The organism is Sinorhizobium sp. BJ1, assembly GCF_002531555.1.
Classification (GTDB): Bacteria; Pseudomonadota; Alphaproteobacteria; order Rhizobiales; family Rhizobiaceae; genus Sinorhizobium; species Sinorhizobium fredii_B.
In genome coordinates this window covers 156,733-169,313 of sequence record NZ_NWTH01000013.1, presented here as the reverse complement: position 1 = coordinate 169,313, position 12,581 = coordinate 156,733, and the positions used below count along the sequence as shown (strand labels likewise).

At 60.8% G+C, this 12,581-nt stretch carries 13 protein-coding genes; 12 read left to right on the top strand and 1 reads right to left on the bottom strand.

The genetic code is table 11. The features are described 5' to 3' along the window. The 10 genes from CO676_RS18530 to CO676_RS18485 all read left to right on the top strand — a co-directional run. Positions 1-675: SDR family oxidoreductase (locus tag CO676_RS18530; RefSeq protein ID WP_097522174.1), on the top strand; the 675-nt coding region annotated here is incomplete at its 5' end. Between the two features lie 332 nt (positions 676-1,007). Beyond that, a complete protein-coding gene (locus CO676_RS18525) occupies positions 1,008-2,510 on the top strand; it encodes an aminoacyl-histidine dipeptidase (protein WP_097522165.1) in 1,503 nt (500 codons plus the stop codon). A gap of 10 nt (positions 2,511-2,520) precedes the next feature. After that, positions 2,521-2,991 carry a cupin domain-containing protein gene (locus CO676_RS18520; RefSeq protein WP_097522164.1) on the top strand — a complete coding sequence of 157 codons (471 nt, stop codon included), beginning with the start codon at positions 2,521-2,523 and terminating at the stop codon, positions 2,989-2,991. Beyond that, on the top strand, positions 2,988-3,392 hold the full coding sequence (locus CO676_RS18515; RefSeq protein WP_097522163.1) for a cupin domain-containing protein: 405 nt from the start codon (positions 2,988-2,990) through the stop codon (positions 3,390-3,392). Before CO676_RS18520 ends, CO676_RS18515 begins: the two co-directional genes overlap by 4 nt. 86 nt (positions 3,393-3,478) lie before the next feature. Beyond that, complete coding sequence (locus CO676_RS18510; protein WP_179875547.1) at positions 3,479-4,555, top strand: sugar ABC transporter substrate-binding protein; 1,077 nt, start codon at positions 3,479-3,481, stop codon at positions 4,553-4,555. Between the two features lie 48 nt (positions 4,556-4,603). Beyond that, positions 4,604-6,139, top strand: a complete 1,536-nt coding sequence (locus CO676_RS18505) for a sugar ABC transporter ATP-binding protein (RefSeq protein ID WP_097522161.1) — start codon at positions 4,604-4,606, stop codon at positions 6,137-6,139. Next, complete coding sequence (gene rbsC, locus CO676_RS18500; RefSeq protein ID WP_097522160.1) at positions 6,132-7,106, top strand: ribose ABC transporter permease; 975 nt, start codon at positions 6,132-6,134, stop codon at positions 7,104-7,106. The genes CO676_RS18505 and rbsC overlap by 8 nt, the downstream gene beginning before the upstream one ends. A 10-nt stretch (positions 7,107-7,116) precedes the next feature. Further along, positions 7,117-7,827, top strand: a complete 711-nt coding sequence (gene araD / locus CO676_RS18495; protein ID WP_046117939.1) for an L-ribulose-5-phosphate 4-epimerase AraD — start codon at positions 7,117-7,119, stop codon at positions 7,825-7,827. Continuing rightward, on the top strand, positions 7,824-9,446 hold the full coding sequence (locus tag CO676_RS18490) for a ribulokinase (RefSeq protein WP_348628072.1): 1,623 nt from the start codon (positions 7,824-7,826) through the stop codon (positions 9,444-9,446). The genes araD and CO676_RS18490 overlap by 4 nt, the downstream gene beginning before the upstream one ends. Positions 9,447-9,492: 46 nt before the next feature. After that, positions 9,493-10,449, top strand: a complete 957-nt coding sequence (locus CO676_RS18485) for a LysR substrate-binding domain-containing protein (RefSeq protein ID WP_097522159.1) — start codon at positions 9,493-9,495, stop codon at positions 10,447-10,449. Here the strand turns inward: CO676_RS18485 and CO676_RS35320 are convergent. Then, positions 10,422-10,706 (bottom strand): hypothetical protein, encoded by a 285-nt coding sequence (locus tag CO676_RS35320; RefSeq protein WP_097522158.1) that lies wholly within the window; start codon positions 10,704-10,706, stop codon positions 10,422-10,424. The two genes, CO676_RS18485 and CO676_RS35320, sit on opposite strands and share 28 nt — an antisense overlap. Before the next feature lie 156 nt (positions 10,707-10,862). On the opposite strand from CO676_RS35320, the gene CO676_RS18475 reads away from it, so the two are divergent. Beyond that, positions 10,863-11,960, top strand: a complete 1,098-nt coding sequence (locus CO676_RS18475) for a TRAP transporter substrate-binding protein (protein WP_097522157.1) — start codon at positions 10,863-10,865, stop codon at positions 11,958-11,960. A gap of 55 nt (positions 11,961-12,015) precedes the next feature. Then, entirely contained in the window at positions 12,016-12,579 is a 564-nt protein-coding gene (locus tag CO676_RS18470) for a TRAP transporter small permease subunit (RefSeq protein WP_097522156.1), read from the top strand. Positions 12,580-12,581 lie beyond the last annotated feature (2 nt).

Genomic DNA, 12,581 nt, shown 5'->3' with positions numbered 1-12,581 from the left:
GATCACGTGGTCGTCGTAGGCGACGTTTCGAACGCCTCGGACCTGCAGCGGCTCAGGGATGACACGCGGGACCGCTTTGAAGACGTTGCGCTTCTGGTCAATAACGCGGGGATCACGAAGGGTGCAGGGCCGTGGGACGATCCGGCGCTCTGGAGGCGGCAGCTCGAAGTCAACTTTTTCGCCGTGGTCACCGCGCAGCATCTGTTCGTGCCGGGCATGATTGAGCAGACGCTTCCCTCGGCAGTCGTGAACCTTGGGTCGAAGGAAGGAATCACGACACCTCCTGGCAACGCGGCCTACTCGGTCAGCAAGGCGGGTATCAAAGTACTCACCGAGCAGCTGTCCCACGAGCTTCGCAAGGTGACGCTCGGCCGGGTCTCGGCGCACCTTCTGGTGCCTGGCTATACTTGGACTCCCATGAACTTCCCCGGTTCGGATTTCGCGCCCGGCAGCAAGCCCGACGAACCATGGACCGCCGAGCAAGTGATCGAGCTTTTCATCGAGCGCTTCCGAAACGGCGACTTCTACATCATCTGCCCGGACAACGCCGTGACCCCGGCCTTGGACGCCAAACGCATCCGTTGGGCGGCGGAAGACATGGTGCGCAACAGGCCCGCGCTCTCGCGCTGGCACCCCGACTACACGGACGAGTTCGCCCGCTGGCTGGCGGAGTGATTGAGGAACGACAAGGCGACGGTCACGAGCGTGCCCCAAGGGTCCGAGTGCTTCAATCGGCCCACGGCGCAAGTGGTATTGGTGTGGGTTCTAGTCAAACGGGACGTCGCGTCACGGTGACGAATTCAGATGAATTTTTCTCACCTATTTCGACAAATAATGCGTTTGAAATGTTGCGCGGAAGGTAAGATGTTTCATTGTGCCGAGGGTCGCTATGGAATTGCCCCGAGGCGAATGTAGAGTAAAGAGCACTACATCCAAGTATTGTTGTCGTGGACTGGCTTCCGCGAACGAGGAAGTATTGCCTATTGACATCATGGGAGGAGAAGTAGATGAGTGTGTCTGCCAACAAAGTTTCGCATCCTCAAAGTAGTTCTGTTCTGGCTGGGCTGGAGCCTGCCATCTTCTTCGGTTTCTTCGAAGAGCTGAGCGCGATCCCGCGAGGTTCCTACAACGAGAAGCAGGTCAGCGATCACATCGCAGCCTTCGCTCGCGCCAGGGGCCTCGAAGTCTACCAGGACGATATCTGGAACCTGCTCATCAAAAAACCCGGCACGCCTGGTTATGAAAACGCGCCGACCCTGATCCTCCACGGCCACACCGACATCGTCTGCGAGAGCGACGAGGGCGTCGAGCATGACTTCGTCAACGAGGGGATCAAGCTGCGCATCGACGGCGACTTCATCCACGGAACCGGCACGACGCTCGGCGCGGACAACACGGTCGGCGTCGCGCTCGCAATGTCGCTGCTCGCCTCCGATGACATCCCGCATCCGCCGCTCGAGGTCGTCCTGACGGTGCAGGAAGAAGTCGGGAAGGGAGGTGCCCAGCATTTCGATGGTTCCAAGCTGACTGGCAAGCGCCTGCTCGACATGAACTGGCACGATCCCAAGTCGCTGTTCGCCGGATGCGCGGGGGACATTTCCGCCAAATTCCAGATTCCGCTCAAGTGGACCGACCGCGCGGCCGGACAGAAGGCGGCGCTGCTCCGCATTTCCGGACTCAGCAGCGGTCACTCTGAGTTTGACATCCACCTCGAGCGCGGCAACGCGGTCGTGCTTCTCGGCCGTCTGCTCCGCTTGGCGTCGAAGGAAACCGACATCGGCGTAATCGGTGTGAACGGCGGCGTAAACCGCTACGTGATTCCCGGCGAAGCCGAAGCTGTGATCTCTTTCGATCCGTCGCGGTTCGACGCGTTGAAGACCGCCATCGAGAACGAAGGCAAGGCAATCGCCGCGGAGTACTCCGTGAGCGACCCGGGTCTGAAAGTCACCCTGAACGAAACCGACAGCGACGCCCGCTCGGTGTTCGCGCCGCCGGTCGCGAAGGCGATGGTCTCCGCTTTGAACCTTCTGCCGAACGGCGTGCAGAGCCGGAGTCTTGTCGTCGACAATCTGGTCGAGAGCTCGAACACCGTGGCGCTGATCTCTAACGATCAGGAACGCATCGAAATCGTGTCCACAGTGCCGAGCGCCGTCAGCTCACGTCGCTACAACATCGTCGACAAAATCCGAGAGCTCGCCGAAGTGGTCGGAAATGACGCGACCGTCGAGACTTTCGCCGATTGCCCGGAATGGCCCTACAATCCGAACTCGCGGATGCTGAATGCCGGCCGCGCCGCCTACGAAAAGGAATTCGGCGAACAGCCCCATGTGGAGGTCTCGCATTCGAGCCTCGAGCTCGGCCTCTTCCGCAAGAAGGTACCGGACATCGACATGCTGTCAATCGGACCGGAGGCCTTCGACGTCCACACCACGCGCGAGCGTTTGAACCACACCACCGTCGACTCCACTTGGCGTCTGCTCAAGGCGCTTCTCTCGGAACTCAGGACCTGAGGCTCTCCCGATGACCATACCTGCATACTTCGGCAACTTCCCGTTCCCGCCAGGGGAAAAGAAGCCGCACCACCTGACGGCGGATAAGTTCAAGATGTTCATCTATACGGGCAACAAGCCGTACTCGAGCGACTTGAACTACCTGCTGGCGAGCACGGACAAGATGACGACAGGCATCTATCAGCTCGCCCCGGGCAGCAACTTCGATCCCGCCGACATCCACGCCGGAGACGAGGTCTACTACGTCCTCGAGGGCGAGGTGCATCTTCTCAATCCGGAGACGGGCCATACCGAGCGAATGGGGCCTGGGGACTCGATCCTGATCCCCATGGGCGTCCCACACCGCGGATACAATTTCACGGACAAGGCAGCCGTGATCCTGTTCTGCATCGCGCCGCGCATCTGGGACGAGAAGGGACCGCCGACTGGATATTTCGGCGCGACGCGTCTCTTCAAATCCGAAAGGAGGGTCTCGGAATGAGTCTGGAGAAACTCGGCAAGTACCCCGTCGTCGGCGCTGAGGCGCGTTCCAAGGGCGACCTGGTGAAGGTTGCGAAGGAAGACCGTTTGCATCTGATCTTCGGCCAGGACCATCCGGTCCTCATGGAGCTCTGCGTCTCGAACGACTACATGCATGTCGGCGAGATCGTCATCCCCGTGGGCGGTGTCGGTCCAAGGGCGAGCGAGCCCAACAGTCACGATGGCGACGCTGTCTTCTACGTGTTGAAAGGCCCGGCAACTTTTTATGTCGCGGTCGGCGACGAGACGTTCCACATCCGGGACGGGGAGGTGTTCTTCCTGCCCGCGGGCGTCAGCTACCAGTGCCTGAACTACGGCTCCAGTCCCATCCGCATGGTCTTCACCATAGCGCCTGGCCTCTGAGCCCTCGATCAAACTTCGAAGAATTCCTCCTCGGGGCGATCCTGGGGACGGGAGGAGTGTGTCTTGTCACAACAAGGGAGGACCTCGTGACGACTTTCAAAAGACGTACATTGCTTTGCGCAGCGGTCGCGTTCGCCGCTTCTGTCGGCTTTCAGCCCGCATTCGCCGCCGAGCCTGACTACAACGCCGTGTTTCCCGGCATCCTGATGGACAAGGACATCAAGCCGACGGGGCAGGAGATGAAGCCCGTCAAGAAGGACAACCGTCCTCTCAAGCTCGGCTTCCTGCCCACCGCGATGGACACCTACTACCAGCGCGTTCTGGCCGGCGTGAAGGAGGAGATCGACAAGCGCGGCGGCGCAGAAGCGATCGAGCTCCTCGTCCAGGCACCGAGCAGCCAGTCTGCGACAGACGACCAGATCAGGGCCATGGAAGCCTGGATCAACGACGGCATCGACGCGATCGCGGTCGCTCTCTACAACGAAGGCGCTCTGTTGCCGTCGATCCGCCGCGCCACGGAAGCCGGCATTCCGGTGTTTCTGTTCAACTCCCCGGTCGCAGACAACCCGTACTACGTCAGCGACATCGGCTACGACCAGTCGGACGGCGGCCGCGCGCAGGCCCAGTGGCTCGTGGACACCTATGGCGACAAGGAAGTCAAAATAGGCATCCTCGAAGGCCTGCCAGGTCCGCACACCAGCCAGCGTATGAAGGGCTTCAACGAGATCATCTCGAAGCATCCGAACTTCAAGATCGTCGCTCAGCAGCCCGCCGGCTGGGTCCGCGCACAGGGTCTCTCAGTGACCGAGAACATGTTCACCGCCAACCCGGATACCGAAGTCCTCGTGGCGCTCTATGACGAGATGGCTCTCGGTGGGCTGCAGGCCCTCAAGGCCAAGGGTCTGAACGGGAAAGTCGCCATCGTGGGCTATGAGAACATGAAGGAAGCGAACGCCGCCATACTGACGGGCGACTTCTCCGCAACGGTCGACACCGGAGCCAAGGAAGAGGGGCGCAACATCGTGCGCGCCGTCGACGAGTTCCTGATGAAGGGAAATCCCCTTCCGAAGAAGATCTTCGTCGCCCCCAAGGTCTACGACGCCAAGAACATCAAGACGTTCGACCAGACCGACTACGACTACGTCCCCCAGCAGAAGATGTGAGGACGTTGCGGCCCTCTCCGGAGGGCCGCGCACCCCGAGGAGATTCAAATGGCCAACAATCCGCTTCTCGAAATGAAGGGCATAGGCAAGCGCTTCGGCAACATGGTCGCTCTGCAGGGAATCGACCTGGCGCTCAGCGGCGGCGAAGTCTTGGGCTTGGTCGGTGAAAACGGTGCGGGCAAATCCACGTTGATGAAAATTCTCGCGGGCGCTTATTCACGCGACGGCGGCACGATCGCGGTGCGGGGAATGGAAGTCGAGCTCGACAGCCCCAAGGCCGGAGCCGACGCCGGCATCGCGATCATCTACCAGGAACTCAGTCTGTTCCCGGACTTCAACGCGGCCGAGAACATTTTCGCGGGACGCGAGTTGCGGCGCAGTGGCTTCTCGCTCGCCCCGCTGAGCCACGGGCAGATGCGCAGGGAAGCGCGCCGCCTTCTTTCCGAGGAGCTTGGCGTGGAGGTCGCGATCGACCGCGCGGTCCGGGAACTGAGCCTTTCCGACCGCCAGATGATCGAGATCGCCAAGGCGCTGAACAGCAACGCCGACATCATCATTATGGACGAGCCGACCGAGGCGCTCGAGGAGGTCGAACGCAAACAGCTCTTCGCCATCATCAAGCGTCTGCAGGCTGCCGGAAAGGCCATCATCTACGTTTCGCACCGGATCAAGGAACTGCTCGGCATCTGCAGCCGCGTCATGGTGCTTCGCGACGGCCGCACGGCGGCCGACCTTCCGGTCGCCGACCTCGACGTCGACAAAGTCGTCGCCGCGATGATCGGCGGTGCCCTTTCCAAACAGTTTCCTCCCCGCGTCCCTCCGAGGTCCGATCCCTCGGTGGAAGTGCGCGGCCTGTCGAGAGCGGGAGCTTTCGACGACATCTCCTTTTCGCTTGCGAAGGGAGAGATTTTTGGGATTGCCGGCCTGGAGGGCTCGGGCAAGAGCGCGCTTCTCCGAGCCCTCTTCGGCCAGCGGGCTTATGAACGCGGCACCGTGAAGGTCGAAGGCAAGGATGTCCAACTGACGGACATCACCGACGCCATCAGAGAGCGTTTCGCATTTCTGCCCGCCGAACGGAAGGTCGAGGGCATCTTCCCCGAGCATTCGGTTGGATGGAATCTATCGATCGGTAACTTGGGCGTCCTCGGGAAGATCACCCTGCGGCCCTCCAAGGAGAAGGAAGTCGCGGCGAGCTACATCTCGAAGCTCGGCGTGAAGTGCGAGGGGCCGCAGGCGGAGATCAGTTCTCTGAGCGGTGGCAACCAACAGAAGGTCATGCTGGCTCGTTGGCTGCTCACCCAACCCAAGGTGCTCCTGCTCGAGGAGCCGACGCGGGGCGTCGACGTCCGCGCCAAATCCGAGGTCTACGCCTTGGTTCAGGCGGCCGCCCAGGACGGGTGCACCGTCATCGTGGTGTCGGCCGACAATGCCGAGTTGCTCGGCCTTTGCCACCGCGTCGCGGTGATGTTCGAAGGCAAAATCACAACGGTGGTCGATGCCGCCACGTCCAAGGAAGAGACGTTGGCGCTCCATTCGGTGAGGCCTCCGGAACCCCTTCATCCAGTGGGAGGAATCAATGGCTGAAGTTGCAGTCACGCGTCCACGGCACGCCTTCAAGTTTGGCCTCGCCAGCGGCAATGCGGGTGTCTATATCGCATTCGTCGTGTTGCTCATCGCGCTGGGCTTCGCGGCCCCGCGGTTCTTCACGGTCGGGAACCTGACGGACGTGTTGAGGCAGGCGGTGCCGATCGCCGTCATCGCGTTCGGCGCGACGTTCGTCATCGGGATGCGCGGCATCGACCTGTCGGTCGGCTCCACGCTTGCGCTTACCGGACTCGTTACCGCGAACCTCTTGGTTCTCGGATATCCGGTGCCCGTCGCCTGCCTCGCGGGTCTAGCTCTGGGCGCGTTCATAGGAGCCATCAACGGCCTTCTTATCACGAAAATCGGCATCACGGACTTCATAGCCACGATGGCCATAATGGTGGTCAGCCGCGGTGTCGTGATGGTCTACACGCAAGGCATACCGATCACTGGCGCATCCGATCCGGCGTTCCGAATGATCGGCCAGAGTTATTTGGCCGGGGTCCCGGTTCCGGTGGTCCTGACCGTCATCGTGTTCGCAGCCGCCTTCTATCTTCTCTACTACACCCGTTTCGGGCGCTTCGTGCTGTCCATCGGTAGCAATCCCGACGCCGCCCGTCTCGTCGGTATCCCGACCGACAAGGTCAAGATCGCGGTCTATGTGTTGGCCGGAGTGTTGTCCGCCTTTGCCGGGATCATGCTGACCTCGCGACTTGAGTCCGCGATGCCGGAAGCCGGGCAGGGCTATGAGCTGGACGTCATCGCCGCGGTTGTGATCGGTGGAACCGGACTGTCGGGCGGCAGGGCGACGCTGTTCGGAACCGTGGTAGGCGCGGTGCTTATGGCGGTGGTTCGCAACGGGCTCAATCTGCTCAATGTGAACACGTTCTGGCACCAGGTGGTCATCGGCACCATCATTCTTGTCGCCGTCGCCGCCGACCGCTTCAACCGCAGCCGCAAGATGTGAGGGGGCGACCGTGAAGCACTCAGCACTGCGCAAAGCCGTCCTGGACGCGAATTTCGAACTCTATGAGAGCGGCCTCGTGATCTCCACGTTCGGCAACGTCAGCGCCATCGACCGAGTGAACGGTGTCGTCGCGATCAAACCCAGCGGCGTCTCGTACAAGGCCATGGACACGGGCGACATCGTCATCACCGATCTGGACGGCCGCGTTGTAGACGGCGACTTGCGCCCTTCAAGCGACCTCGACACGCACATCGAGCTCTACAAGAGCTTCCCGACGATCGGCGCGGTAGTCCATACGCACTCGTTCTTCGCGACAGCTTGGGCGCAATCCGGTCAGCCGATCCCGGTGATGGGCACGACTCACGCCGACTACTTCAACGGAACCATCCCGGTGACGCGTCAGCTGACTGACAGTGAAATCCGGGACGATTACGTGCGAAACACAGGCAGGGTGATCGCCGAGGCGCTCGGGAACCGCGATCCGCTGTCGATTCCTGCCGCTCTCGTCAACGACCATGGCCCCTTCTGCTGGGGCAAGGACGCCGCCGACGCAGTCCACAATGCCGAGATGCTCGAGGCGGTGGCCAAGATTGCGTTCCATTCGCGCCAGATCAGCTTGGAGAGCCCCGAGATTTCGGCGGCTCTGCTCGATCGGCACTTTCAACGAAAGCACGGCAGCGGGGCGACATACGGCCAGACCGGGCGATCAAAACAGGTATGACGATGTCGATAGTAGCTGGTGTTGATTTCGGAACTTTGAGCGTTCGGGTGACCTTAGCGGACACTCTGACCGGGCCGCTTGGCACGGCGATAGCCGAATACCCTCTTCGACGAACACGGTCCGACCCCGATCTGGCGACACAGGCGCACGCCGACCACATGGATGGCCTCGTGCTCGCCATGAAGCGGGCGATCAAGGACTGCGGCGTCGATCCAAAGGCCGTACGGGCCATCGCAGTGGATACGACAGGTTCTTCCGTGATTCCGGTCGACAGGAACCTCAATCCTTTGAGCGACTATTACCTCTGGTGCGACCACCGGGCGAAATCTGAGGCGGAGGAGATCACCGCCATGGCGCACGAGACCCATCTCGAGGCTATCGAGTGGTGTGGCGGCACCTATTCCCACGAATGGGGTTTCGCCAAGCTCCTTCATTGGCTCCGGCACAATCCAAAGCTCCGGGGCCGCTTCGGCACCGCGCTCGAGCATTGCGACATGGTGGCGGCAGTGCTCACTGGGGTGACCGACAGCTCCGCGGTCGTCCGCAGCGTCTGCGCGATGGGGCACAAGTGGATGTGGAACCCCAAGTGGGGCGGTTTGCCCTCGCAAGCTTTCCTCTCGCGTGTCGATCCGCTCTTCGATGGCGTCAGGGAGAAAATCGGAGGCACGTACCAGACCTCCGCCAAGCTTGCTGGGGGTCTCAGCTCCGAGTGGGCCGCGAAGCTCGGCTTGCAGGAGGGCATCCCGGTCCCGGTGGGAGCCTTCGACGCGCACTGGGACGCAATCGGAGCGGGTTGCCGACTGGGCGATGTGGTCAACGTCATCGGCACGTCCACATGCATCATCGCGGTGAGCGAGCGCGTCAAGTTAATTCCAGGCGTCTGCGGCGTTGTGCCGGGGAGTGCGCATCCGGATCTCGTGGGGGTCGAGGCGGGTCTCTCGGCGACCGGCGACATTTTCGACGCGATCGCCCGCCGGGCCTCCACCACGGTATCGAAACTGTCCGAAGGCCTGGAGACGATCGAGGGCGGCAAGACAGGGCTGATGCGCTTCTCGTGGGACAACGGGGATCGAACCGTGCTGGTGCGTTCCGATCTCGGCGGCATGACCATTGGTTGGCACCTCGGCCACACCGCACAGGACGAACTTTATGCGGCGATCGAGGGAACGGCGTTTCACACGCGGATCATATTGGAGCGTATGGAACAGCATGGCGTCCCGGTGAACAGAGTGATCAATGGCGGCGGCGTTCCCCAGAAGAACCCCGTGCTCAATCAGATTTATGCGAACGTTCTGGGAAAGCCAATCTTAGTCCCTGACGGCCTTCCCACCGGCCTTGGGTCGGGCATCTTCGCTAGCCTCGCGTCGAAGGACCACGCCACCATAGAGGCCGCCCAGGCGGCGATGTGCGTGGGTTTCAAGAAATTCGACCCCGATCCGTCGACTCGTTCCCGGTATGAGCTGCTCTACCAGCTCTACAAGCAGGTCTACATGGGCTTCGGCACGTCGAGTCTGGGCGATTTCTCACAGGTTCTCGGAGACATCAAGCGTATCGCGGCCGGAGAGGCCGTACGATCCGACGTCGGCCACCGCGTGCCTCGGAAAGTCGCTTCGCTATGAACCGGCCGCGTTTCGACAAGGCCCGCTTTCAGGGATCGCAGGCGCCATGACGTCGATTCCGTCAATCCGGGCCATCCTGTCCTTCGTCGCGGCGGGGAGGAGGGGTTCTTTCCTGGAGGCCGCGGCCCAGCTGCAGCTGACGCCGTCGGCCGTCAGCCACCAGATCAGGCTGTTGGAAGAGGACCTCGGAGAAAAGCTCTTTCACCGCATCGGGCGGAACGTCACCCTCACCGAGATCGGCGAACGGTATCACCGTGACTTGTCCGAAGCGCTATCGTTGATCGAGCGCGCCACCGACGAAGTTTCCAGGCGAAACAGCGTCGACGTCCTGAGCGTCGGCTGCGCTCCGAGCCTCGCGTCGCTATGGCTGATGCCCCGACTTCCGCAATTCGAGTCGCTCCATCCCTCGCTTGAAATCCGGCTGATTTCCTCATCGGAGCCAACCAAACTGAGCGACGGTTCAGTGGACGTCGACATTTGCTACGGCAGCGTGCCCCGTCTCGGCTCCATCGCGACCGAGGAGTTTCCCCTCGAGACGATCGTGGTAGCGTGCGCTCCCGAGGTCGCGAACGGGGAGAGGCCGATACGGCGGCCTTCGGACCTCGTCGGCCATACGCTCATCAAGTCGGAGCAAACCCTCTATAGCTGGCGTCAATGGGCGAAGGATCACGGTCTCGAGATCGATCTGAACCGGGGATCGCGTTTCCGCGACGCGTTCATGTCGATCGCCACAGCGGTCGAAGGCCGCGGCGTCTGCTTGGAAAGCTATCGGTTGCTGCAGCGCGACGTCGAGAGGGGGAACCTCGTCCTTCCGTTCGGAATGACCGGACCCAATCTGCGTTGCCACACGCTCACTTATGTCAGGTCGCGGCTGAGGTCGCAAAAGGTGAGCGCCTTCAAGCAGTGGCTTGAGAGCGCTTGGCTCGAGGACGCCGCGGCTCTCGAGATGGGCTCACGAGCTTCAGTGGGTGATCGTCACCAAGAGCGCCCCTTCGGTCTTTGATATCCGAATCTTCGCGTACCGCCGATCTCGCGTTCTAGCTGGACGGTTTTGGGCCGCGCCGCGCTGTTTCTAATAATGAGCTCGTGCGGCAGGATTTCGTTGCGCAGCAGGGCGTTTCTACCCTCGAGCTGGTCCACATCATCTGCCTTCCGGTTGATTTCGCTTAATTGTGCCGGGCTGTACCGTTCCGGAGCGACGCCATGTTGCGCCGTTGGAACCTTGAGATCTTCCATATTCAGAACGTCGAGAGGATCCACGGGCGGAGTGCTCCTGCGCCAGGGCCTTCGCTGACTCCTCTCAACGAAGTTCTTGACAGCCGTGACGCTACCTGTTTGTCTGGTGATGGTATGACCTCATACCATAAAAGCTCTAAGAAGCCGAGGAGGGCGGAAGAGCGCTAGAGGGAGGATTCTATGAGCATTGGATCGCTTATTTGCGGTGGCATTGCCGCGTTGATCGTCGCAATAACCACTTCGGCTCAGGCCGAGACCAGAACGCTACGCTTTCAATCGGCATATCCGGCATCCAGCACGATCTACATGTCCGCGGAGACGTGGGCGAAGCGCGTCGGAGAACTCTCGGGCGGCAGGCTGAAAATCGAATTCATGCCCGCAGGTACGATCGTCCCTGCGTTCGAGGTGCTGGACGCGGTCAACAAAAACGTGATCGATGGCGGCCATTCCACTGTCGCCTATTGGATCGGCAAACATAGGGCAGGAACACTCTTCGGCGACGCTGCCGGGGGGCCGTTCGGCATGGACATCCTCGACTACGTCGGTTGGCTTTACGAGGGAGGCGGTATTGAGCTTTACCGCGACTACTATCGCGTAGAGCTGAAGACCAACATCGAAGTAATCCCGTCCGTCACGAGCGCAAACCAGGCGCTGGGATGGTTTGCACGCCCGGTTGAGAGTTGGGCGGACCTCAAAGGCCGGAAATGCCGCCAGACTGGCGTGACAGCTGAAGTTTTCGCCTCCTCGGGTATGTCTACGGTGAACATGCCCGGCGGCGAGATCGTCCCGGCAGGTGAGCGAGGTGTCATTGAGTGCGCTGAATTCGTCGGCCCGGCCGAAGACATGGGCATCGGGTTCCAGACGATCTGGAAACATTTCTATCCAATGTCGACACACAATCCCGCGACGATCGTCGATTTCCTTGTGAACGGTGACGTCTGGAACTCGCTGGCTCCGGATCTCCAGGCCATCATGCAGGCTGCCGCAAGCGAAGCGACCCTGAGGTCGCATATCCGGAAAGGCAAGCTCGACGCCGATGCGCTTGACAAGATGCGCAACGAAGACGGCGTGACCGTTCACCGTACCCCCGACGACATTCTACGGAACATTCTCGCCTCTTGGGACGAAATCGCGAAGAAGGAAAGCGAGTCCAACGCCTTCTTCAAGAAGGTATATGACTCCCAACGCGACTACGCGTCGAAAGTCGTTCCCGCAAAGCGGCTAATCCAGGCTCCCTACAATCTCGGTGCGGACCATTACTGGCCCGAAGCTAAGTAGGATTTACAAGGCGCGGCTAAGCCGCGCCTTCTTCTCGATTGCCCGGAGATAGTTCGTGAGCAAACCTGCACCCCCATTCTCGCCCGCGGCACTCCGGGCGATCAAGATCATCGATGGCTTCACCGAGAAGTTCGTACTTCTGGTCGCTGTCCTCACTATCCCGTTGGTTCTATCCAACACAGTGGAAGTCGTCTCGCGCTATCTATTTTCGTCTCCGACGATCTGGGCAGCTGACGCGACGGTGATGTCATATGGCGCGATATTCATGCTCGGGTCATCATACGCCCTGCTGAAGGGCGCACATGTGAGAACCGACATGTTCTGGGAAAGCTTCAGCGATAGAAAGAAGGGCGCGATCGATGCCGTCTGCTATGTCGCCCTGTTTCTTCCGGTGATGGCCATCATCTTCTATATGTCGCTGGACGACTTCCTCTACTCATACGAAATCAACGAGAAATCCACCCTGAGTCTATGGATGCCAGTTATCTGGCCGCTGCGAGGCGTCATCCCACTGACCGCTGTTCTTCTCTTTTTCCAGGGAATTTCGGAACTGCTCAAGTCACTGTTCGCAGTGACCACCGGGCGGGCGTTCGAGACCCACGAAAAGATCGAGATCTGAAA

What these genes read in the sequence shown, in the direction of transcription:
- CO676_RS18525 (WP_097522165.1), top strand. Translation starts at nt 1,008, where the DNA reads ATGAGTGTGTCTGCCAACAAAGTTTCGCATCCTCAAAGTAGTTCTGTT.
- CO676_RS18520 (WP_097522164.1), top strand. Translation starts at nt 2,521, where the DNA reads ATGACCATACCTGCATACTTCGGCAACTTCCCGTTCCCGCCAGGGGAA.
- CO676_RS18515 (WP_097522163.1), top strand. Translation starts at nt 2,988, where the DNA reads ATGAGTCTGGAGAAACTCGGCAAGTACCCCGTCGTCGGCGCTGAGGCG.
- CO676_RS18505 (WP_097522161.1), top strand. Translation starts at nt 4,604, where the DNA reads ATGGCCAACAATCCGCTTCTCGAAATGAAGGGCATAGGCAAGCGCTTC.
- rbsC (WP_097522160.1), top strand. Translation starts at nt 6,132, where the DNA reads ATGGCTGAAGTTGCAGTCACGCGTCCACGGCACGCCTTCAAGTTTGGC.
- CO676_RS18490 (WP_348628072.1), top strand. Translation starts at nt 7,824, where the DNA reads ATGACGATGTCGATAGTAGCTGGTGTTGATTTCGGAACTTTGAGCGTT.
- CO676_RS18485 (WP_097522159.1), top strand. Translation starts at nt 9,493, where the DNA reads ATGACGTCGATTCCGTCAATCCGGGCCATCCTGTCCTTCGTCGCGGCG.
- CO676_RS18475 (WP_097522157.1), top strand. Translation starts at nt 10,863, where the DNA reads ATGAGCATTGGATCGCTTATTTGCGGTGGCATTGCCGCGTTGATCGTC.